This window comes from Pseudoalteromonas sp. SG41-2 (genome assembly GCF_014164535.1).
Lineage (GTDB): Bacteria > Pseudomonadota > Gammaproteobacteria > Enterobacterales > Alteromonadaceae > Pseudoalteromonas > Pseudoalteromonas rhizosphaerae.
This window is the reverse complement of record NZ_JACJFK010000003.1, coordinates 181,678-204,652: the sequence shown is the minus strand read 5'-3', so window position 1 is coordinate 204,652 and position 22,975 is coordinate 181,678. Positions and strand designations below refer to the sequence as shown.

The 22,975-nt window shown below is 41.4% G+C and carries 15 protein-coding genes; 6 read left to right on the top strand and 9 right to left on the bottom strand.

Annotated features, from left to right (window positions below; all coding sequences use genetic code 11):
- Positions 1–59: 59 nt before the first annotated feature.
- From H5186_RS03685 to H5186_RS03665, 5 genes are all read left to right on the top strand, one after another.
- On the top strand, positions 60–1,133 hold the full coding sequence (locus tag H5186_RS03685) for a branched-chain amino acid ABC transporter permease (RefSeq protein WP_149982122.1): 1,074 nt from the start codon (positions 60–62) through the stop codon (positions 1,131–1,133).
- A 96-nt stretch (positions 1,134–1,229) separates the two neighbouring features.
- Positions 1,230–2,480 carry an ABC transporter substrate-binding protein gene (locus tag H5186_RS03680; RefSeq protein WP_145235338.1) on the top strand — a complete coding sequence of 417 codons (1,251 nt, stop codon included), beginning with the start codon at positions 1,230–1,232 and terminating at the stop codon, positions 2,478–2,480.
- 82 nt (positions 2,481–2,562) lie between these two features.
- Positions 2,563–3,384, top strand: coding sequence for an ABC transporter ATP-binding protein (locus H5186_RS03675; protein WP_145235336.1), 822 nt, complete (start codon positions 2,563–2,565; stop codon positions 3,382–3,384).
- Between the two features lie 45 nt (positions 3,385–3,429).
- Positions 3,430–4,677, top strand: a complete 1,248-nt coding sequence (locus H5186_RS03670) for a phenylacetate--CoA ligase family protein (protein ID WP_182767249.1) — start codon at positions 3,430–3,432, stop codon at positions 4,675–4,677.
- A gap of 23 nt (positions 4,678–4,700) precedes the next feature.
- Entirely contained in the window at positions 4,701–5,192 is a 492-nt protein-coding gene (locus tag H5186_RS03665; protein ID WP_145235331.1) for a PaaI family thioesterase, read from the top strand.
- A 48-nt stretch (positions 5,193–5,240) separates the two neighbouring features.
- On the opposite strand, the gene H5186_RS03660 is transcribed toward H5186_RS03665, so the two are convergent.
- From H5186_RS03660 to H5186_RS03640, 5 genes are all read right to left on the bottom strand, one after another.
- Positions 5,241–5,501 (bottom strand): hypothetical protein, encoded by a 261-nt coding sequence (locus H5186_RS03660; RefSeq protein ID WP_145235329.1) that lies wholly within the window; start codon positions 5,499–5,501, stop codon positions 5,241–5,243.
- Between the two features lie 202 nt (positions 5,502–5,703).
- Entirely contained in the window at positions 5,704–6,327 is a 624-nt protein-coding gene (locus H5186_RS03655) for a 3'-5' exonuclease (protein ID WP_182761377.1), read from the bottom strand.
- A 36-nt stretch (positions 6,328–6,363) separates the two neighbouring features.
- Positions 6,364–8,202 (bottom strand): DUF294 nucleotidyltransferase-like domain-containing protein, encoded by a 1,839-nt coding sequence (locus H5186_RS03650; protein ID WP_182761378.1) that lies wholly within the window; start codon positions 8,200–8,202, stop codon positions 6,364–6,366.
- A 119-nt stretch (positions 8,203–8,321) separates the two neighbouring features.
- Entirely contained in the window at positions 8,322–10,046 is a 1,725-nt protein-coding gene (locus H5186_RS03645) for a sodium:solute symporter family protein (protein WP_182739726.1), read from the bottom strand.
- A gap of 10 nt (positions 10,047–10,056) precedes the next feature.
- Positions 10,057–10,320, bottom strand: a complete 264-nt coding sequence (locus H5186_RS03640) for a DUF4212 domain-containing protein (RefSeq protein ID WP_004586074.1) — start codon at positions 10,318–10,320, stop codon at positions 10,057–10,059.
- 389 nt (positions 10,321–10,709) lie between these two features.
- On the opposite strand from H5186_RS03640, the gene H5186_RS03635 reads away from it, so the two are divergent.
- The gene (locus tag H5186_RS03635) at positions 10,710–14,150 is read left to right on the top strand and encodes a PAS-domain containing protein (protein ID WP_182761379.1); all 3,441 of its coding nucleotides are present in this window, start codon (positions 10,710–10,712) and stop codon (positions 14,148–14,150) included.
- A gap of 97 nt (positions 14,151–14,247) precedes the next feature.
- Here the strand turns inward: H5186_RS03635 and H5186_RS03630 are convergent, their stop codons facing one another.
- From H5186_RS03630 to H5186_RS03615, 4 genes are all read right to left on the bottom strand, one after another.
- The gene (locus H5186_RS03630; protein WP_182794137.1) at positions 14,248–16,899 is read right to left on the bottom strand and encodes a DUF2339 domain-containing protein; all 2,652 of its coding nucleotides are present in this window, start codon (positions 16,897–16,899) and stop codon (positions 14,248–14,250) included.
- A 106-nt stretch (positions 16,900–17,005) separates the two neighbouring features.
- Complete coding sequence (locus H5186_RS03625; RefSeq protein ID WP_182739729.1) at positions 17,006–18,370, bottom strand: hypothetical protein; 1,365 nt, start codon at positions 18,368–18,370, stop codon at positions 17,006–17,008.
- A gap of 203 nt (positions 18,371–18,573) precedes the next feature.
- Positions 18,574–19,896: a metallophosphoesterase gene (locus H5186_RS03620; protein WP_182794136.1), complete on the bottom strand. Its 1,323-nt coding sequence runs from the start codon at positions 19,894–19,896 to the stop codon at positions 18,574–18,576.
- Positions 19,897–19,944: 48 nt separating this feature from the next.
- A complete protein-coding gene (locus H5186_RS03615; RefSeq protein ID WP_182794135.1) occupies positions 19,945–22,716 on the bottom strand; it encodes a TonB-dependent receptor in 2,772 nt (923 codons plus the stop codon).
- Positions 22,717–22,975: the final 259 nt, after the last annotated feature.

Sequence of the window (22,975 nt, the reverse complement as noted above, 5' to 3'; positions counted from 1 at the left end):
TTTAGGTGCATCAATAGCGCCTAACAAGTGCAGATAAAGGTAAATTTTAGGAGTTTATTATGTCCAGTTTAACCATGAGACCCTGCGGCGATTTCCGCACCAGTTATAAACAAGATAATACAATTTTTGAAACAACAACCATCAAAAATGTGGCAATTTTCGCAATTGCCCTATTATGTGCAGCGCCATACTTAGTCGATGCATATTACCTAACCCTATTTATTCAAATTTCATATTTAGGGATAGCCGCACTAGGGCTCAATATTTTGGTCGGTTACACCGGACAAATTTCATTAGGTCATGGCGCATTTTTTGGCTTTGGTGCTTTTGCATCAGCATGGCTCAATATCTCCTTTGGTATTCCTGTATTGCTGTGTATTCCACTGGCTGGTTTTTTAACAATGGCTGTAGGCATGATGTTTGGTTTACCGGCCTCAAGAATTAAAGGCTTGTACTTAGCTATAGCCACACTGGCTGCGCAGTTTATTTTAGAAGACTTCTTTGCCCGTGCTGACTGGTTTTCTGGTGGTTCTGCCGGCTCATCTGCCGACCCAATTAGTATATTTGGCTTTGTTTTTAATAGCGATGAAAGCTTCTTTTATATCGCCTTAGCAGCCTTAGTTATTATGTATATTTGGGGCTGTAATCTGATGCGCAGTCGTGATGGTCGCGCCTTTGTTGCAGTACGTGACCATTATCTATCAGCTGAGATCATGGGCATCAAGCTCAATAAATATCGCTTACTCTCTTTTGGTATATCGTCTTTTTATGCCGGTATTGGCGGTGCCTTATATGCCCATTACTTAGGCTATGTTTCTGCCGAAGGCTTCACCTTATTTATGTCGATTCAATTTTTAGCCATGATCATCATCGGCGGCTTGGGTTCAATTAAAGGCACCTTAATGGGTGTGGTATTTATGGTGTTTTTACCTGAAGTGCTCGAAAGCGGCGTTGGTTTAATGAAGATGACCGACTGGGGCAATATTCCTATGGTGGTTGATGGCCTGGCCTATATCAAAGAAATGGCCATTGGCTTAGTGATTATCTTATTCCTTATTTTTGAGCCGCAAGGCATGGCACACCGCTGGGCACAAATTAAAAACTATTGGAAGTTTTACCCGTTCTCGTACTAATCAATAGACACTAACTTAAGCATATACAACACACATGAGCATCATTAATGCGTAAATAATTGGCAATCTAGCCATAAAAAGAAAAAGGAAATAGTTATGCACAATCATAAGGCAAAATTAACGTCTCTATTAATAGTAAGCGCGCTGTGCACCAGCCAACAAACATTCGCTGAAGACTCAGTCTTTGTTGGTCATCTAGCTGATATGAGTGGCCCGACAGCTTTTGTTGGTAAAAATTACGCTGACGGCGTGCGTGATTCCCTAGCTTACATTAACGAAAATGGTGGCATCAATGGCACTAAACTCGAATATGAAACAATTGATTACGCTTACAAAGTGCCGCAAGCGATTGCCGCTTATAAAAAGTGGCATTCGCGTAAAAACATGGTTGCCATGCAAGGCTGGGGCACCGCTGATACCGAAGCACTGATCTCATTTGTAGCCAAAGATAAACTACCAGTATTTTCAGCGTCTTACTCTGGCCACTTAACGGATCCTATGGGTAAAAACCCACATACAAAGAAACCAGCTCCTTATAACTTTTTTTACGGCGCATCCTATTCAGATGCGTGCCGCGGTTTAGTCCAGTGGGCAGCTGAGGACTGGCAAAAAAAGGGGGGCAAAGGCAAACCTAAGTTTACTCATATTGGTGCAAATCACCCCTTCCCTAATGCACCGAAAGAAGCCTGTGCAGAGTACGCCACCGAATTAGGCTTTGATGTACAACCTGCGGTTGTTATTTCGATGAAACCAGGTGATTTTAAAGCGCAATGTTTAAGCTTAAAAAGCTCAGGCTCAAATTACGGATATATAGGCAATCTAGGTGGTTCAGTATTGTCTTTAGTTAAATCATGTAACACCGTTGGTACCGATATTCAGTTTATGTCGAATATATGGGGGGGCGATAAAAAAATATTCCAAGCTGCGGGCGAAGGCATTAAAGATTATGTATTTCCAGCTATGACGCCGTTTTGGACTGATCAAGTACCTGGCATGAAACTCGTTAGGGAGATTTCAAAACAATCAGACCCTTCAGGCCAAGAAGAGCGTGTTCATCATTACATTCGTGGCGTGTGCTCAACATTCTTTATGAAAGAGGCTATGGAATGGGCAAAAGATAACGGCGGAATAACCGGTGAAAATATTAAAAAAGCCATGTATGCCCGTAAAGATTGGGTACCAGCAGGACTTGAAGGCGTATGCCTTGCGGGCAACTGGAGTGAACAAGATCACCGTGGCACTAACCAAGTTTACATTTACAAAGGCAACTATAACGAAGGCAATGTCGTCGTTGAAGAGTTATCACTGGTAACCATTGAGCGCCGTGATGCGTGGTTAGGTTTTTAATAGCTCGTTAAACATAGCAGCGGATGAAGCATCTCGTTATTTTCATCCGCTGATAAATTATTAATTTTTCACGGAGTTAGCTATGTCACAAGCAGCTATAAAAATACAACCTGCATCACCAATTCTAAGCGTTAACAATATTGAAGTTGTTTACGATGAAGTCATCCAAGTTTTACGTGGTGTTAGTTTAGATGTGCCAGAGGGTGAAATAGTCACCCTACTTGGGCCAAATGGCGCAGGAAAATCAACCACCTTAAAAGCCATTTCTGGCTTATTAAAAACTGAAAATGGCGAAGTCACTAAAGGCGACATTACCTTTATGGGCGAACGAATAGACAATAAAAATGCCGAAGATGTGGTGCGCAGTGGATTGTTTCAGGTTATGGAAGGGCGTCGTATCATCGAAGATATGACCTCTCTAGAAAACTTAAAACTCGGCGCCTTTACCCGCAAAGACGCACAAATAAATCAAGACATTGAAATGGTGTACCACTATTTCCCTCGCTTAAAAGAACGCACAGGCTTAGCTGGATATTTATCAGGTGGCGAACAACAAATGCTGGCAATTGGCCGTGCATTAATGGCACGTCCAAAGATGATTTGCCTCGATGAGCCATCGATGGGGTTATCGCCATTATTGGTTAAAGAAGTGTTCGGAATCATAAAAAAGATTAACCAAGATCAAGGTATTACTATGCTGTTGGTAGAACAAAATGCCAACTATGCACTGAGAGCGGCTAATTATGGTTACATCATTGAATCAGGGAAAGTTGTATTAGATGGCACACAAGAGCAGCTTTTAAACAACGAAGATGTAAAAGAGTTTTACCTCGGTGGCGGTAACGAAGAACGTAAAAGCTTTAAAGATCTTAAGTCATATAAACGTCGCAAACGCTGGTTGTAATCAACCTATCTATCTCTCTACTTTTTCTATGTTACTGGAGCTATTATGAGCCATTTTTATCATGCCAATGAACATCAACACTCTGAAACCAGAGAACAAAATTTATTGTCCCGTTTAGCTGACTTTATTACCTATGCAAAAAATAACAGCCCCTATTATCAGGCTATATTAGCGAACATTGATGCCACGAATATCACTACTCGCTCACAACTAGCGACTTTGCCGATCACCAGAAAATCTGACCTTTTAGACATACAAAAGCAACAGCCTCCGCTTGGCGGTCTCGCATCTAAAAGTGGCCATATAAATCGAATTTTTCAATCACCGGGGCCTATTTATGACCCTGAAAATTGCCAGCAAGATTGGTGGCGAATGGGCCAAGCCTTTCATGCTGCGGGGTTTAGAGCAGGTGAGTTAGTACAAAATTGTTTGTCATACCATTTGACTCCTGGCGGTTTTATTCTTGATTCAGGGGCGCGTGCGTGTGGCTGTGTGGTTATACCCGCAGGCCCAGGGCAAACAGATCAACAACTTGACGTAATAGAAGATTTACACCCGCAAGGTTATTGTGGCACTCCCTCTTTTTTAAAAATATTACTGGATAAAGCGCAGGCAACTAAACGTGACGTTAGCAGCCTCAAAAAAGCACTGGTGACTGGAGAGGCATTATCTCATGAACTGCGCGAGTCGTTTAAACAACAAGGTATCAACACCTTACAGGCTTACGCAAGTGCCGATGTAGGCTTAATTGGCTATGAAACCATTGCTGACGATGGGTTAATTATCGCTGAAGATTTAATTGTCGAAATTGTGCGCCCAGGCAGCCTCACTCCAGTCGCAGATGGTGAGATTGGTGAAGTGGTTATTACAAGTTTCAATACTGATTATCCGTTAATCCGTTTTGCAACCGGTGACTTATCGGCTATCAAGCCAGGGCAAAGTGCGTGTGGTCGGACTAACATGCGCATTCAAGGTTGGTTAGGTAGAGCCGATCAAACCACGAAAATAAAAGGTATGTTTGTTCATCCTCAACAAATAGAGCGAATTAGACTCAGTGTTAAGGGGATAAAGAAAATGCGCTTAGTGGTCAAGCTACAAGATCATCAAGACAAAATGCAGCTATTGTGTGAATACGATCAAGACCAATCAGAGCTAACTAAACTGGAACTCACCGGCGTATTGCTAGATAACTTAAAACAATACACAAAATTAAATGGCAGTGTTGAGTTGGTCGAGCTAGGCAGCTTAGCTGATGATGGCAAAGTGATTGATGATCAACGAGTCATCGGATAACCCAATTAGAACTAGGAGTTTTAATGAACAATATAGCCTTTCAAGATTATTACCCCGATGAGCTCAGCCATTGTTATGGCTGTGGCAAAAACAATGAGCAGGGTCACCAATTAAAAAGTTATTGGTATCAGGATGAGCAAAATCAAGGCAATATCGATAAAACTATCGCCCACTTTACGCCGCAACCTTGCCATACAGCAATCCCTGGCTTTGTTTATGGTGGGCTGCTTGCGTCCCTGATTGACTGCCATGGTACAGGCAGTGCCGCTGCTATAGCTTATCGATATGCAGAGCGAGAGATGGGGACTCAACCTGCATTTCGTTTTGTTACAGGGGCTTTAAATGTTAACTTTTTAGCGCCGACTCCAATGGGGGTAGAGCTGCAGCTAATAGGTAGCTTCATTGAAGTAAAACCCAACAAAGTGATTGTCGACATCACGCTATCAGCGAACAACGTGATCTGTGTTAAAGGCAGCGTAATTGCTGTGAAAATGCCAGCGAGCTTTATCAGTTAGCATTCAAAGTTAAGAGCGAACTGCCGTGTTCGCTCTTCAATTCAAAACTTAGCGCTTACCTAGCTTTTTCAGCAGTACACTGACTGATAGCGACAAAGCCATAATCACCACACCATAAATAACTAACATACCTGACGGTGTAGCAAGTTCTATTATTTGCTCGTTTGCGCCCACGCATAAGTTTGTTTTATGATTAATAGCCCCACCACTATCTAAACAGCGGTCAACCAATAAAAACCCATGTAACCACCATACGGCGAACAAGCTCACTAAAACGCCAGCTAAAGATGGCAGTAAATTATTTTTCATAGATAAAAACCAAACGAGAAAGTAAATGTTAGTGCTCTACAATAGCAAATAAAGTACCTAAAAAGATTACGATAAAAGCCTGTTTTTAAGAATAAAAATTAATACTTACGGCGCGATATAGTTAACAATTAAAACAGTTGTTCAGCTAGGATATATATTAATAATAATGAGAACGGTAGAGTGTAATTAATCAGCGTTAGGTTTAAACCAACTCAGCCAACTTTAGTTCATTGCCACGGCTAATTTGATGGCATTGTGCTAACAGTAATTCAGCGGTAGCCATGGCATCGGTAAGTGCATGATGGCAACCATAATGAGGTAGCTCATACCGCGCCCTGCAGGCACTGAGAGTTAAATCGTCTAAGCCTATTTCATAGCCTTGTTGGTGCAGGCGCTTTTTTTCAATCTGAAAAGTATCAATAATCAATAAAGGCTGCACATCAATATTATGTGCTTGAAATGCCTGCTTTAAAAATCCCCAATCTAAAGTAGCATTATGAAACACCAAAATAGCATCCGAAAAATGAGCGCTTAGCTTAGCTAAAATAGCCGCTAAGCTTTTTCCATTAGCGACATCTTGCTGGGCAATTCCATGATAAACAGGACTTTGCTCAAGGCGCAGCACTTCTTTATTTATGGCGTGCTGAGCTTGGCTCAATTTAATGCATTGCTTTTCTATCAACACCCACGCAATCGAGACGATTTCATGCAGTTTTGGATCAAGTCCAGTCAGCTCTAAATCAATTACTATATAGCGCTGTACTAGTGCACTTTGAGCAAGTAATTGCTTACGCGCAAAATAGCGACTCAACCAACGTTTAACCACTTAGCTTGTCCACCTTATTCATAGCAAAACACATATTTATAAACTTCCACGAGCAAACTTAAATGCCGCAGCTTGTTGTGCGAGCTTGAGTAAATAAAACGCTTCTTTTAATTGATGGCGCTCTAGCGAGTTTAACCTATCTGGATTAATACAGTTACTCGGTAGTCCTTCTTCATTTATTTGTGTACGTAAACGTAATTGAGTTAAAAATCGCCAGCAGTCTTTCAAATTATATACATCGTGATTACTTAACAATGAGTGTTTCAGCAATGCATCTAAGCGCTCTTGGGTGTTTGCTCGGCGTATGCCTGCTTTTAACGCATACAAGCGCACAATGTCATTGATGATAACCACACCACGCTTTTTCAAATCAATGTATCTATGTTGCTTAGCATCTTTTTCTAACTTGAATTGATTAAATAACCCTATCGGCACAGAATTCGATTTAATATCCGTTGCCATTGCGGCGTAAAATAATTCGTTGCGAGAAATTCGGGTTAGTTGCTCACAAAATGCAGTGTAAAGTGCCGTTGAGCCTTCAATAAAACGTAAATCAAAAAATATTTTACAGTTGAGCATTGCTTCAGGTGTCGGGCTTTTGATCCAGTTAAAAAAGCGCTCACACCAATCCGATATACTCATTCTGCATAATTCGCTGCTTGCCATAATATTACCTGGGCAGCGTTTAATACCGCACTCAACCAACTGTTCGCAAACAAACTCCCCCATCCGGCGGTAGTAATCTTGATGTTGCTCGCTTAAGTCATCAGGTAGTAATAAGCCGTTATCTTGATCAGAATGCAAGGTTTGCTCTTCACGCGCTTGAGAGCCAAAACAAATAAAACTAAAGCTAGTAGGAGCGGCACCGCACTCTTCTTGGAATAAATATATTAGTCGTGAGGTTAACGCATCAGTTAAACCACTGAGTAATTTACCTATCAACGATATATCATCAATATTATGAGAAAAGCTCCGCAATAATTTAGGTACTTCTGCCGCATAACGCTTTAAATCTGCGACACTATGAGCTTTATAAATACGGCCAATCAATTGAACGGGATCGCTCTTTTGCTGACGTAATAAGTCAGTGCTGGTGATCATGCCCAACGCTTTATGGTGTTCATCCAACACTGGTAAATGGTGAATATTATGTTTGAGCATTAAATGCAGCGCTGAAAAAACACGGTTATTTTCAAAAATAAACTTGGGTTTGACACTCATGATAGTGCTAACCGCTTGTTTGGGATCGATTTCATCGGCTAATACCCGGTTGCGTAAATCGCGATCTGTAACCACACCAACCAAGCGTTCAAATTCTGTCACCATAATCGACGAAACGCCGTGCTCTTTCATTTTTTTAGCTGCTTGGCGAATACTTGCATCAGGCGACAAAGTGACCGCTTTACGTGACATCAGTTCAGATATCTTACGTTCAGACCAACTATCGTTTTGGCTTTTATAATGTGAAGAAAGCAGCCGATTTGCATGCGCGCGAACAAAATACTGCTCAAACGTTTTATATTCACGGCGTAAGTAGTCGAAAGCATCTTGGTTGAGCATATAAACTATGCCCTCTTTTTGCACTTCTAAACGGTTTTGAATTGCCTCGCCGGTCAGCAGTGAAGGAAAGCCAAAATAATCGCCTTGTGCTAAACGAGTGATCACATCGCCTTTTGCATCCACTAAGTCATACAAACCAGAGCGAATTAAAAACAGCTTAGGTGAGGCTGATTGCAGCCATTGCGTTTGGTTTTCACGGGTTAGATAAATAACATCGAGATGTTTTACAAAGTAATCTGTTGCGCTGCTATCAAGGTCGCTAAATGGCATTTGTGCTAGCACAAACTGGGCGACTTCCTGTTGCTCATTATTCATTTGTCTACTCGCAAAAAACAATCGTACGATCACTGTACTGCTATCAACGGTAAATAAAAAGCCCGACTTAAGTCGGGCTTTTGGATCTATCAATATTAATTAATAGAGTATCAGCGTTATTAGTGAGCGTGAGCTTCACTAGAACCTTTAGGATTACGAATGCTTTCAACCATTTCTTGAATTTCAAGCGGTGTATCGGCAGTAAATTTAAGTACGATTGCTGCAACTGAGAAATTAATAATCATACCTACTAAACCAATACCTTCCGGTGAAATACCTAAGAACCAATGCTCAGGGCTATTTAGTTCTGGGCTGATGAACTTGAAGAAGATGATATATGCCGCAGTAAAGGTAATACCTGTAACCATACCTAGAACCGCACCTTCTTTATTCATCTTCTTAGAGAAGATACCCATAATGATCGCCGGGAAGAAACTTGCTGCGGCCAAGCCGAATGCAAATGCCACCACCGACGCCACGAATCCAGGCGGATTAATACCAAAGTAAGCGGAGATAACAATCGCAACCATGGCTGCCAACCTCGCTGCGAGTAACTCTTGTTTATCGCTAATGTCTGGTTTTAAGGTCCGCTTAAGTAAATCATGCGATACCGAAGTCGAAATAACTAACAGTAACCCTGCTGTTGTTGATAGTGCCGCAGCAATACCACCGGCGGCCACAAGTGCCACGACCCATGCTGGTAAGTTAGCAATTTCAGGGTTAGCAAGTACCATGATGTCGCGGTCAACGTTAACTTCGTTAGCGCTGTTTGGATCATCAATTTTACCTGCTGTGTAGAACATTTTGCCATCACCGTTTTTATCATTAAAAGTGATTAAGCCCGTTCTTTCCCAATTTTTTACCCATACTGGTGCTTCAGCGTATTCAGTACCACTTCCGTCTTTACCATTTATGGTATCAATCATGTTAACACGGGCAAATGCTGCAACCGCTGGTGCTGTTGTGTAAACTATCGCAATGAATACTAAAGTCCATGCCGCTGAAATACGCGTATCTTTAACGCGAGGTACAGTGAAAAAGCGTACGATTACATGAGGAAGACCGGCAGTACCAACCATTAAGGCACCAGTAATAGCAAACACATCAATCATGCTCTTAGAGCCTTCAGTGTATTGTGCAAAGCCAAGTTCAGCACTTAAACCGTCCAGTTTATCAAGTACGTATACACCATCGCTGCCAATTAATGTCGCGCCAAAGCCTGTTTGTGGGAAGAAGTGACCCGTCATCATCATAGAGATAAAGATGGCAGGAACAAGGTAAGCAAATACCAGTACACAGTACTGTGCTACTTGGGTATAAGTAATGCCCTTCATACCACCGAGTACCGCATAGAAGAAGACAATAACCATACCAATGTAAACGCCAGTTTCAATTTCAACTTCTAAGAAACGTGAGAATACAACGCCTACACCACGCATTTGCCCTGCAATGTACGTAAAACAAATGAAGATGGCACATAAGATTGCCACTAAACGCGCGGTGCGTGAATAGTAACGGTCGCCGATAAAGTCTGGCACAGTAAACTTGCCGAATTTACGTAAGTAAGGTGCTAAACACATAGCAAGTAGTACATAACCACCGGTCCACCCCATTAAGTAAACGCCGCCATCATACCCTGCAAAAGAGATGATACCCGCCATTGAGATAAATGACGCAGCACTCATCCAGTCAGCGGCTGTTGCCATACCATTAGCCAGAGGCGGAACACCACCACCTGCTACATAAAACTCTTTTGTTGAGCCTGCTCGGGCCCAAATTGCAATGCCGATATAAAGCGCGAAGCTCAACCCGACAATTATAAACGTGAGTGTTTGAACATCCATTGCTTAGCTCCTATTCGTCTACGCCGTATTTTTTATCTAACGTATTCATTTTGAAAACGTACACAAAAATCAAAGCCACAAAGGTGTAAATCGCGCCTTGCTGGGAGAACCAGAAGCCAAGTTTAAACCCAAAGAAACGCACTTCATTAAGTACATCAACCAGTAATATGCCAAAGCCAAACGACACGACAAACCAAACTGCTAATAATTTAAACAGCAGTGAAATGTTTTCCGCCCAATAAGCTTTTGCTTGTTCTTCATCTTTAAAAGCCATTTTTTATTTCCTCTTTAACATCTGTAAAAAGTGATGTGTTCGATTTATTCTCGGCTATAAACTTAGCAATGCCTGAACAATATTGAATTGAGACCATAGTCGTAACAACAAGTTAACGTTTACGTAAACTATACTGAAGCGCTTGTTACAAAAAAGTAAAAAACGTTTTCTATCATAATGTTAAGTCTTTCCACTCGGTGATTTTAACTATTCATCCAGGTTATATTGCACACTTGCGACATTAGTCTAATACATCAATAAAACATTAAATTTCTCATATATATCAAATAAATATGTTTATTTTCAGAATACTCACAAAAATTGACAGCTCAAAATAGTGAAAACTTCTGGTATGGTGTGCAATAACATAATAAAAATTGAATAAAAACATGACTGCTGCACTAATTTTTGTCGCTTTAGCGTACATTGGCATATTGTTTTGGCTAGCAAACTGGGGCGATAAAACCACACCGCTGGCAAAACGAATTAGCCATCACCCTTTTGTTTACTCCTTTTCGCTGGGTATTTACTGTACTTCGTGGACTTATTACGGCTCTGTTGGTACTGCAGCTACCAGTAGTTGGAGCTATTTACCTATTCTACTTGGTCCTGCACTGTTGTTTTTTTTCGGACAAGGATTTTTGCGCAAACTGGTACTAGTGAGTAAAAAACAAAATATCACCACCATAGCCGATTTTATCTCTGCCCGTTATGGTAAGCGTCAAACCACCGCCATTATGGTGACTATGATTGCGCTACTAGCAACTATTCCTTATATCGCCTTACAGTTAAAGGCACTGAGCAACAGCTTCTTACTACTACAAAGTGACAATAAAATATCGGGTTCAATGGTCGCGCTTTCTGCCACCCTGATCATGGCAATGTTCGCAATATTTTTTGGCACCCGTAAAGTTGATGTAACCGAATACCGTTCAGGATTAATGCTCGCAGTCGCATTTGAATCAATGATAAAACTACTGGCACTAGTAGCAGTGGCGGCTTTGGCGGTGTACACCTTATATAATTTACCCACTGCTAATGAAGGACAAATAAAAGAATCTTTATGGCAACATTGGAATAATTTTAACTTTTTAAGCTTTAACTTTATTGGCCAATCACTGATGGCCGCTGCTGCAATCATCTGTTTGCCACGACAATTTCACGTTACTGTGGTTGATAACCAAGACAAACGTCACCTATTTACCGCTCGTTGGGCATTTCCACTGTATTTACTGCTGACTGCAGCAATGATTTTACCAATAGCCACCGCAGCTATTCATCCACAGATCGGCAATAGCTTCTCTCCTGATAGTTTTGTATTGGCACTGCCATTAATGAATGACAATGCATTGCTTACCACGTTTGTGTTTATTGGCGGAATATCTGCGGCGACTGCGATGATTGTGGTTGCCACTTTGACCCTAAGTACTATGATCTCAAATGATGTGGTATTACCGCTGATGCTGCGACGTAAATTCAAACGCAACCTGATCACCAGCAGTTATAAGCCACAAATATTACTGGTAAGACGTTTTACCATCGCCGGTATTTTGATCTTATCGTATTTTTATCAGCAATGGTTTGGTCACGGCAAAGCACTTGCCAGCATGGGATTAGTGGCATTTTCTTTAGTAACGCAATTATTACCGGCCATTGTGGGCGGCCTATACTGGCGCAAAGGCCATGCCTACGGTGTTTATGCTGGTTTATTAGCGGGGTTGATTTGTTGGATATTATTTTTAATGTTACCTATTTTAGATGCAGGTAATACACTTGACACCGAACTACAACAAACCCTTATTACCCGCGGCACACTGATCGCTTTATTTGCCAATATTGGCTGTTATATTAGTTTTTCACTGGGAGCTGATGAGCGGTTAATTGATAAAATTCAAGCTGCAGCATTCGTTAATCCCAAGGAGCAAGCAGTACTTGCAAGACGTTTAAACAAAAACGTGAAAGCCACGGTATACGATTTTAAAGTACTGTTACAAACCTTTTTAGGAGTCCAGCGTAGCCAACAAGTATTGACGCATTTTTCACTAACTCACCAACTCGGAGACAATAACACTCACCCCGACCCTGAGTTTATAGCTTACTGCGAACGCGCCTTGACTGGTGTATTAGGCGCCTCTTCAGCGCAAGCTTTGATCCACACGGTAGCATCGGGCAAGCGTATGGCATTTGAAGAAGTGGTTAACTTTTTTGATGAAACAACGCAAGCACTACAGTTTAACCAAAACCTGTTGTTCACCTCTTTAGAGAATCTCAGTCATGGTATTTCAGTTGTTGATAAAGAGCTTAATCTTGTTGCGTGGAATAAGCGCTACGCAGAAATGTTTAATTACCCAACAGGATTTTTAGAAGTAGGACAACCGATTGAGCAAATTATTCGTTACAATGCCGAGCGCGGTGAATGTGGCCCTGGTGAAATAGAACGCCAAGTAGAAAAGCGCGTGCAACATTTAAAAAATGGTAGTTCGCATCACTTTATCCGTCACCGTCGTAACGGCCTAGTGTACGAAATGATCGGTAACCCACTGCCTGATGGCGGCTTTGTTACTAGCTTTTCAGATATTACCACTCACATTGCCACACAAAATGCACTTGAAGAAGTGAATATGGATTTGGAAAATCGTATTGAAGCGCGTACCCAAGAAATTCGAACTATCAATAAAGATCTCGAAGCACAAATAGAAAGCCGCGTACAAACAGAGCAAGCACTCACTTTAGCAAAACGAGAAGCAGAGCAAGCCAATGACAGTAAAACCCGCTTTTTAGCTTTAGCAAGTCACGATATTTTGCAACCGCTCAACGCCGCCCGTTTATACCTTGCTGCGATAGATGAAAAATCCCTCGCTGATAATAATATCAATAACTTCGAAAAGCTCGGTGCCAGCCTCGATTCAACAGTGCATTTAATGTCAGCCCTATTAGAAATTGCCAAACTTGAACAAGGTGCGATGACCCCCACCCCTCGCCATTTTAGTATTGATGATATCCTCGCACCACTGCGCAATGAATACGCCATTTTAACAAGCGAAAAAGGCCTCAAGCTCACAGTGCGCAGCGGACAGCATATTGTCCACAGTGATATCACCTATCTACGGCGAATTGTGCAGAACTTAGTATCAAATGCAGTTAAATACACCAATACGGGCAAAGTATTAGTAGCCTGTCGTAAACGCAAACATCACCTGCGCATTGAAGTGTGGGACACCGGCCCTGGCATTAGCGAGGTAGAGCAAGCAAAAATATTTAACGACTTCTACCGCGTAGAGGCCTCTGACAATAAAGGCGTTGGCCTTGGCCTTAGCGTAGTAAAGCGTATGGTAGATTTACTGTCGATTCGCTTAGATGTGCGCTCAACCCCGCAAAGAGGTAGCTGCTTTAGTATTGAAGTCCCTTATGGCGAAAGCCAATTTGTTCAGCAAAAACACGTTACCAATAGCTTGTTTGAAGAGCGCTCTGCAATGAATATCGTTGCCGTTGATGACGACCCTGAAAACCTAAACGCCATGGCCAGTTTATTACAAAAGTGGCAAGCTAATTATCAGTTGTTTGATCAAGTTGAAGGCGTACTCGCATACGCAAATGAACACAGCGCACCGGATGTAATATTAATGGATTATCAGTTAGGCCATGAACACGATGGTATTACATTAATTAAAGCCCTGCGGGAAATTTGGCAAACCAATGTGCCGGCAATTTTAATCACCGCAGTACGCGACGTAGAGCTAAAACAAGCGACTAAAGCCGCTGATATTCATTATTTGTCTAAACCAATCAAGCCAGGGAAATTAAAAGCACTGCTAAACCATAGTACGTGAAGGGAAAGGCGCTAGGCAAAAGATTAGAACAGATTGGCGTTAAACAACATAACTAAGTACACCCAACAATCTTATTGGGTGTACTGCTTGAGTTAAATTACCCCGCTGGTGCTTTACTCCTGAGCTTTTGAAACAGCCAGCTTAGGCCAACGAGCGACAGGCCTAAACCAATAAATGATACAGCTTTGAGCAAGCCGGTTAGGCTTGCCATATCAATTAAGAATACCTTCACGATAACCGCGCCGAGAATGCCTAAGCCGACTTTTTGTAGTAGCAACTGTTGTTTTAAATGCCCGGTAATGACCACCAACGCGCCAAGCAATAACCAAATGATCGAATAGCTGTATAGCTCGGCGTCACTGGTCGCTTTATCAAGATAAATGAACCCGCCTTGCCAATATTGGCGGATCAATGTGTTAATAGCTAACACTGCTAATAACCCTGATACACCCAGTACTATTTGGCTAAACTTAGCATTAAGTGGTTTAACTAATTTAGCCAACCACAGTGCAAGAATACTTGGTACGAGCCAGGTTAATAACAGCCAATTAAATAATGGCATTTCACCAACGTAAAGGCGTATAAATAGTGGATTTTCATATAATGCTGTACTTATCAACAACAAGCCAGCGAGTCCCGCAAGTGCAAGCCCTGCAATGCGATAAAGTTTACCCAGTTGCCCTGCGCTGTGTGACCGATGCAAATAAACGCAGCCAAGTGCTAACCAATTACAACTGAGTAATACCTGCTCATAAAAGCTTAAAGAAGTAAGCTGTGGATAATGCCCGACTAGTTGATAGCTGGTCTCGGTGGTGATAAATAATGCTAAGCAATGTAATGCAGCCCCTTCGAGCCAAATTTTCATATCTGTTTGTTGCCACTGTTTTGCGGCAAACCAAAATAACCCAACCGCTGATGGATACACAATTGCGCTCCAATGCATTGAAAATATGGTTAGATCAAAATAATGTGCCGTCCACGGTGCAAAGGTTAGCCTTGCCAGCACCACAGCCACCAGCACTTTAATAGGCCAATGCGGCATAGGCACATCATGGCGTTTCACCAGATAGCTAATAACCAACACTTGAGCAGCCAGTGCGAGAGTTAACCCGCTATCGGCTAATAACATAGTTAAACAAAGAGTTATATTAGCATTAGCGCCAACCCAATAACTAAACTGCTGCCATTGAGTGTGAGCTGTTTGTGCGCGTTTAATTAATACACCACTAGTTACTAGCAACAATACAGTCCATAGCGGATACGCAACGCCTAAGCCTTGCTCGGGTGTTATGGTATAGATCGTTGCAATCAAGGTAAACACACTAAACGCAGCCACTAAATGAAACGTTAAACGTTTATAGTAACGCGCGCCAAAATAAAGCCCGTATAGACAAAGCCCAACCGCGAGTAATAACCCTACGCCATACATTTCCCTAAATACAAACAAATGATCATTGCTATCGACACTATAACGTTGTTGGCTAAGGACTAATAACATCGCAACCACTAACGCCACACCTTGCCAAAGATCCCAACGACTATTTTGCAGCACTAAAAATAACAGCATGACGATTAAACACACCATCACTATTTGCCATTGTAAGCTCACCGCCTCTGTCATTATCGCCAGCAATAAAGGAATTACTATCGCTAACAATAACGGATGATCCGGCTGTAATTTTAATAATCGCTGTAAACTATGTGGGCGATATTCTAATAAACGCAAAGTTAAACCTAATCGAGCTATGGCAATTAAACCAATAATAGAGAGCAGTGCAAAACCACCAACAATCCAATATTGCTGCGTATTGATTACACTCAGTGCCACCCAATACCAGCCAATATGCCCAGCCCATAGTAAATACCACAGCCAATTACGTTTTACCTTTTGCGCCACTAATACCGCAGCAAAAGTGATAAAGCCAATGTACATCAGTAAAGCAGCTAAATTACCACTGCCAGTATTAACCCAAATCGGCACGCTGTAAGCGCCAACTATGCCAAGCACGGCCAATAAAGGCCCTAAACGCAGCGCCATAGAGCTTGCGGCCAGTGCAATTACTGCCAGCATCACAAACGCCACTGTTGGGCTTAACATGGCATAGCTTGAATAAGCTAATAACGTTAATGCAAAGCAGCTAATAAACCCGCCACCTGCAAGTGCTGCAGGCACGTAATTATTAAAGCCTTCGAAGACAATACCTTTTCTATGTAAATACTCGGCACCGGCAATTAATGCGACACCAAATAAGCCCCCTAAGGTGAGTCGTAAGCTTGGTGATAATAAGCCGGCATCAAGACTGTATTTTGCTAAAAATATACCACCAAAGGCCAGCGCGACGCCGCCAATCCAGGTCATCCAATTTTCTTGGAACTGTGTTTTTAATTTACTAAAGAAAATATCAATAACTGAGGGAGAAGCTTGTTTCGGGCGAGAAGTTGTTATTATAGTCGGTGCGGTGTTTACGTATTTTTTTACCGATGGTTGCTGATGTAAAGTTGCCTCAGCTTGGGATGATTGTTCTAGCGTAAACGGATGATCTACTTGCGGCTCAGTTATATTAGCAGCAATGTCTAGCGACACTTGATGCTGCCCGGTATTGTCTACCATGACTCCACGCAGTTGTTTTTTTAACATCGCAATATCTTGCTTTAACGTACTTATTTGCGTTAAAGCAATAAAACCGGCAATAGAGCCTGCGACTACAACTAACGATAAAATGACTATGAGCCCTAAAACATCGTCCATTTTTCAATCCTTGACTGCTTTTAATATTCCCTTATAACGTAAAGTGTATTGAAAATATACCCAAAAATCTCAGCCTCGCTATTACGAGGCTGAAATTAAAGTAAGATTACTCTACCGAATCAGTAACCGTTCGCTCTAGCGTCATTTTATAGCCAGTGCTGGTTGTTTCATCATGCTCAAGAATTAATATGTAGTTACCTTCTTGGCTAAAGTCCATATCGCCTTGTTGCATGAGTACAATTTGCTGGCCATTATCTTCATAAAGCACATAAGTGGTGTAAATTTCATTATCGACAACCTGATCTTCTTGATCATACTGATCGATGCCATCAATAATATTTTTAGCATCATCTACGGTTTCACCATTGAGGGTAAATACCACATCAACGTCAGTAATATTTTGCCCCGCGTAACTATCAATTAAGTTAACGACTGTCACCTTATGACTGTAGCTACTTGGCGTTAAGGTTTCTTTTACTGTCATCATTCGCGGGCCGTAATCTTTATCTTTATAAAAAACACCAACATTACTTTGCTCGCGCTCAAGGGTTAGTAAAAAGTTATCAACAATTGCATTTCCTTGTTCATCTAACATAGCAATACTGTAACTGTTTGGAGCAAGCTCAATGTAGTTTGAGTAGCTGTCATTAGCGGTTACTTGCGAAGTGCTGCTTGCGCTCCCCCGCGTTGCACTAAAGCTAGTTTGCGGGTAATCATCAATAGTATTGATAAAACGCAATTGCCCTTGGGCATTTTGATGTTTGAGCGTGGTTACGGTATTGCTTGAAGTAACGAGATCTAGCGTAATACCATGTTCTTCAGTGGCGTAACTTGATCTGATCATCGCAACATAACTGGCATCATCATTTAGGTAAATCGAAGCAGACTCAAATAGCACATCAGTACTGCCGCTTTGAGTTAAATACAGTGTGTAATATCCTTCATCAAAGCTTTGCAGTGCCAGTTCGTTTAAATACCGTGGTGATGCAATTAACTCAGCGGTTTCAAATAAGCCATCATCATTTGCTAAATACACATCAAAACTAATATTTTCTCCGGCAATATTAAAGAAGCCTAAATTAATAGCCCCTTCATCACTGCCGGTTGGTAAACTTAACTCACTGAATGTTGGCTCTGAAAAATCGCCATTCATCACCCATAATTGGGTCATGTCGTCTTTTACCGAAACTGCTTTTTCACTGATCGTTATATAACTGTCGTTTGCATCAAGGTACTTAAAGCTCACATCATAGTTATTAGCACTGTAATTATGACGAGTGGTAACGCCACCAAAATCAGTGCCTGAGCGTTCAGCATCTTCGATAAATAAACGGGTGTACGGGCTATTATAAGAGCCATTGTATAATTGGATATAACCACTTTTACTCGAGCTTGAGTCATCGCCAGAGCACGCAGTTAGGGTTGCAAGTAAAGAGGTTGTTAGTGCAGTTTTAAATAACGGGCCACGCATGTAATCAATTCCTTATTGTTAATAGTTTGAATTTGACCATTAACAAAAGCAATAATTCCATGATTTACAAAGCATTACCTCCACTTACAAATATTTACGCAACCGTAAATAAATGTACAAACATGCAAAAAAATGCACAATTTAACACATTAAAACAACAAAAAACCAGCGTAGTTACACTGGCTTTTATGCAAAATATAAGTTTATCGAGTGCGTTTAGAAAAACTAAAACTACCTTCATCAATAATACTGCCCGTTAAATCTCGTGGCGTGGTATAAAAGCTCACATCAAGCTTATTGGCTTGATTATCCAGACTGATGTGGCTAAACCCCCATACAAAGCTTTTTGACCAAAGCAAATCATATTCAGGATATTGGCGTTCTTGAAACTGTGCAAACGGGGTATGTTTACCACGCATTTTAGACGCAGCGCCAGAAATGATCAGCGGCAATTTGCCAACGCTATTACCGGTATCAAACTTTGAGCAATCATCGGTTAGTAACTCTAAGTCATGCTCGTGGCCGGCAATATAACCATCTGCATATTTGCAAAGAGTTGGCATTAGTAATTTACGCAGTACGTGGCCTTCACTATATTTAGTGCCCCCAATTGACCATAAAATATGATGCCCATAAACCAGTTTCCATTTAGCAGTCGAGTTTGCAATGCCTTGTTCAAGCCATATAAGCTGAGCTAGGTCTTCATCATTTTGTGGCCCTTCATGGGGGTCGTGTACTTCAAGATCTGCGCGGCCATCACGTATTGCTTGTTGCTCATCTGCTTCGCTGCCATCTGGGTTTAGCGGCACATCATAATAACTTTGCCCTGCCAGTAACATATTGGTATCGAGTACAAAAAACTCTACATCGTTACCCGGCTCACCCATTTTGTAGCTATAGTAGCCTTTTTCGTCTAGGTGAAAGTTCGCTTGCTCTGCCATCCATTGCGTTTGTACCGCTACGCCTTTGCGCGAGCTTTTCCAATCATGATTACCTAATGCGGAATACACCACTAAATTAGGCTCAGCTTTAAATAATGGCTCAAGCGGCGCATACACTAAGTCTTGTAAACGTTTTTGGTCGTCTTTACCATCATTAGCATCGGCACCATCAGGGTATACGTTATCACCGAGCTGAATAGCAAATTGGCACGCTTTTGTTTCACACAATTTTGCCATTGCGATCCCCACAGCCTGAGCGCCACCTTGCTCTGTAGCAATCTCAGTGCCTGGATAAATATATATTGGTGCATGGTCAAATTCATCGCGAGGGCGATAATCCTCTAACCAATCAGCAAGCTCTGCGGCTATAAACTGTTGCTTGTTTTTAGGGTTGGTTATGTGTTTAGTTTTTGGATAGTCAACATGATAACCACCATCACCAAAAGCTAAAAACTCAATCTTGTCGGAGGCTTTGTTACTGATACTTGCGACGTCAGTACTGCTTTGTTTGTTACTTTGAGCTGTACAACCCACCGTTGCTAAACATGCGGTTAGTGCAATATATAGAATAGTTTTATTAATCATAATATCCTCAACAATGAGCCTACTGTTAAGCAGGCTCATATGTTCACCTTACAAAGAAGATAACGTAAAACCTAGCTCAAATGTACGACCGTAAGATTCGTACTGGTAGTTGTAACGTTTTTCGCCGTGGTACAAGTACATTGGCTCATCTGTTAGGTTGGTGGCATTGAAATACACGTTCATATTATCGTTTAAGTAATATTTACTGCTGAAATCCAATTGCATGTGGCTATCTTCATAAACCGCCATATCAGCATCATCAAACTGGAAACTCTCACTCTTATATGATGCGCTTAAACGAGTGCTAATAGCATGATTTTCAAAGCCCACAATGATATTTGCCACTGTGTCTGCTTGATTTGGTAATTTTTCATCCGCATCAATAAAGGTTCCGTTTGCACCAAGCACAAATCCTGATTTAAAGGTTTTGTTCCAGTTTAGCTCGATCCCCGTTAATGACGCTTTACCGCCATTAACCATTTGCACTACTTCGTCAAAACCATCCCAATCACCGTTATCTTGTACTTCTTGTTGAATAATAAAGTTGTCGATGTCTTTATAGAAAACACCTGCAGATAACACCCCAATGGAACCAGGATAATATTCGATTGATGCGTCTAAGTTCATTGATTCATAAGGGTCGAGAGCTGGATTACCGACTTCAGCTTTACGCTCTGTAACCATTACACCTTCATCTTCAACTGTTTCAGTTTCAATTAATTGGTAAGCGGCCGAATCGCTAAAGGTTGGCCGCGCGATAGTATTGGTATAAGCAAAACGGGTCACTAGTTTATCGCTGATGTTATAGCGTAAATTTAAGCTTGGTAAAAAGTAGTCATAATCTTTACTTACTTGCCAAGGCGTTGTGGTAACCGTTTCTGTATCACTGACTTTATCGACTACTAAGTCAACTTGGTTACCTTGCGTTTCAAACTTAGTACCTTCATAACGCACGCCCGCGACAACATGTAACTTATCAATATCCATACTAACCATCGCATAAGCGGCGGTAATATCTTCATTACTTACATAACTTTGACCATCAGATTCAACTTGTGACTCATTAATATTGAAAGCAAACGCCTCTTTATTTTTTCTCACAAAGGCTTGAATCGCGCCGCGATCAAGGCCCGGTCCAAAACTTCCCAAATCAAAGTCAGGTGCAGGCGCGACAAAGTCGCTACCAAGAGCATCTAAAAAGTCGCCATCATAAATAGCAACCTTTACATCATTACGCTTTTCGCGATTTTGATGTTTAAAACCAAACTTAAATTCACCATTATTATTTTGCCACACAAAATCACGGCTGAAGTCGAGTTTAAAGCTAAGCTCTTCGTCTTCACTAAGGTTATTGGCCGCTTCAATTTTATCCATCTCAAACAGGCTTAAATCGTGGGCATTAGTCGATTGGCTTAATAATGGAGTATCAACGCGCGCAATGTAGCCCATATCAATATCTTTACCAGCAAAGGTCACATCTAAGCGGTTTGGCTCTTTTTCTTCTGATTTAGAATAACCAACATTATATTCAACAAACCAATTATCTAATTGATTTTCACCACCAAGTACCAGTGAAAGAATACTTTGTTCTTCATAACGGTCTTTGGTATCGCGGTCCATTTCTGCACCACTAAAGTTTGCACCGCTCTCGTTGCTATCTAATAGTTTGCCATCGCTAAACTTATACTCATTACGTTGGCGATACTCATCATCAGAAAAGTCACTATATAGTGTGCGTAAATAATATTTATCAGTGGCGCCGCTGTGTAAATCTAAATTAAGTGCTGCACCTAAACGCTCACGGGTAATTTGATACTGGCGTTGCTCAATTTCTTCAGCGCCAAATAATGAGACCTTGTCGCCAGTTGCTGCATCTTCAACATCAAATTCACTCCAACCACCGTCGGTCTCCATATTACGTGAACCAAAATCACGCTTAAACCACGAAATAGCTGTTGCTACACCTAGATCAAGACCACCATCAAGCTCATAAACATTAGTGTAACTACCTGAAAGCTTCGGGCTAGTTTTTGACTCTAATTCGTTATATGAGCCCTGTGCAGTAAAACTATAGCTTTCACCTGCTTTATCAAAGGCACTTAAGCTTTTTACTTCGATAGAGCCACCAATAGCACTGGCATCCATGTCTGGGGTAACAGTTTTACTTACTTCTAAACTTTGAATTAGTTCACTTGGCAATACATCCATCGCAACAGAGCGAACACCGGCCTCAGGCGACGGCACATTTAAGCCATTAACCGTAACGTTGTTTAAATTTGGATCAATACCGCGAATACCAACAAATCGCCCTTCACCTTGGTCGCGAGCGATAAAAATACCCGGTAAACGCTGTAATGCTTCTGCTGCGTTTTGATCAGGGAACTGGCCAATCGAGTCTGCACTGACTACCGATTTTAAATTAGTTGCGTTTTTTTGGCGGTTAATTGCGCCTGCTTGGCCAGCACTTTGGCCATAAACAATGATATTGTCGATGGCTTCTTGTTGCTCACCAATTATAATTTGTTGTGTAAAAACTTGTGAATCAACCACCGTAATTTTTTGTTCTACCGAGGGGGCACCAATGTAATCAACCACTAGGGTGTAATCACCCGCTGGCAACTTATTAAATGAAAAAGAACCATCGCGGTTACTTACCGTATTTAAGTTTAACTCTTTAACCGATACTTTCGCGCCGCCAAAATACACACTTTGGCTGGCATCAGTGATGCGACCTTGCACACGACCATCCGCTAAGGCTGGGGTCGCATATAAAATACCACAACACGCTAATGCAATACTCGATTTGATAAAAGGGTTCATAATTGTTCTCTTGGTTGCTGCTAATGATTTTGATTGTTTACTTGGCCATGCTTGGCTCGCAGCAACACCCTAAGGGGCAATCATGAAAGAAATATGTCAGTACCCGTTACGTCCTTGATAATTAGCCATTGTAAGGGCATTTTAAGTAGTTAAATACGGCAAAATGAGCTGATTTGACCCCCTGTTTTTATGGTTTTTTAATTCAAAAATCAACAATAATCCGTTTGAAAAGTTGCCAACGTAAAAAATATGTCATCAC

Bases quoted from the DNA above. Each gene is read 5' to 3' on its own strand.
- H5186_RS03675 (WP_145235336.1), top strand. From the start codon at position 2,563: ATGTCACAAGCAGCTATAAAAATACAACCTGCATCACCAATTCTAAGC.
- H5186_RS03630 (WP_182794137.1), bottom strand. From the start codon at position 16,899: ATGGACGATGTTTTAGGGCTCATAGTCATTTTATCGTTAGTTGTAGTC.
- H5186_RS03660 (WP_145235329.1), bottom strand. From the start codon at position 5,501: ATGAAAAATAATTTACTGCCATCTTTAGCTGGCGTTTTAGTGAGCTTG.
- H5186_RS03620 (WP_182794136.1), bottom strand. From the start codon at position 19,896: ATGATTAATAAAACTATTCTATATATTGCACTAACCGCATGTTTAGCA.
- H5186_RS03650 (WP_182761378.1), bottom strand. From the start codon at position 8,202: ATGAATAATGAGCAACAGGAAGTCGCCCAGTTTGTGCTAGCACAAATG.
- H5186_RS03665 (WP_145235331.1), top strand. From the start codon at position 4,701: ATGAACAATATAGCCTTTCAAGATTATTACCCCGATGAGCTCAGCCAT.
- H5186_RS03615 (WP_182794135.1), bottom strand. From the start codon at position 22,716: ATGAACCCTTTTATCAAATCGAGTATTGCATTAGCGTGTTGTGGTATT.
- H5186_RS03625 (WP_182739729.1), bottom strand. From the start codon at position 18,370: ATGCGTGGCCCGTTATTTAAAACTGCACTAACAACCTCTTTACTTGCA.
- H5186_RS03640 (WP_004586074.1), bottom strand. From the start codon at position 10,320: ATGGCTTTTAAAGATGAAGAACAAGCAAAAGCTTATTGGGCGGAAAAC.
- H5186_RS03685 (WP_149982122.1), top strand. From the start codon at position 60: ATGTCCAGTTTAACCATGAGACCCTGCGGCGATTTCCGCACCAGTTAT.
- H5186_RS03680 (WP_145235338.1), top strand. From the start codon at position 1,230: ATGCACAATCATAAGGCAAAATTAACGTCTCTATTAATAGTAAGCGCG.
- H5186_RS03670 (WP_182767249.1), top strand. From the start codon at position 3,430: ATGAGCCATTTTTATCATGCCAATGAACATCAACACTCTGAAACCAGA.
- H5186_RS03635 (WP_182761379.1), top strand. From the start codon at position 10,710: ATGACTGCTGCACTAATTTTTGTCGCTTTAGCGTACATTGGCATATTG.
- H5186_RS03645 (WP_182739726.1), bottom strand. From the start codon at position 10,046: ATGGATGTTCAAACACTCACGTTTATAATTGTCGGGTTGAGCTTCGCG.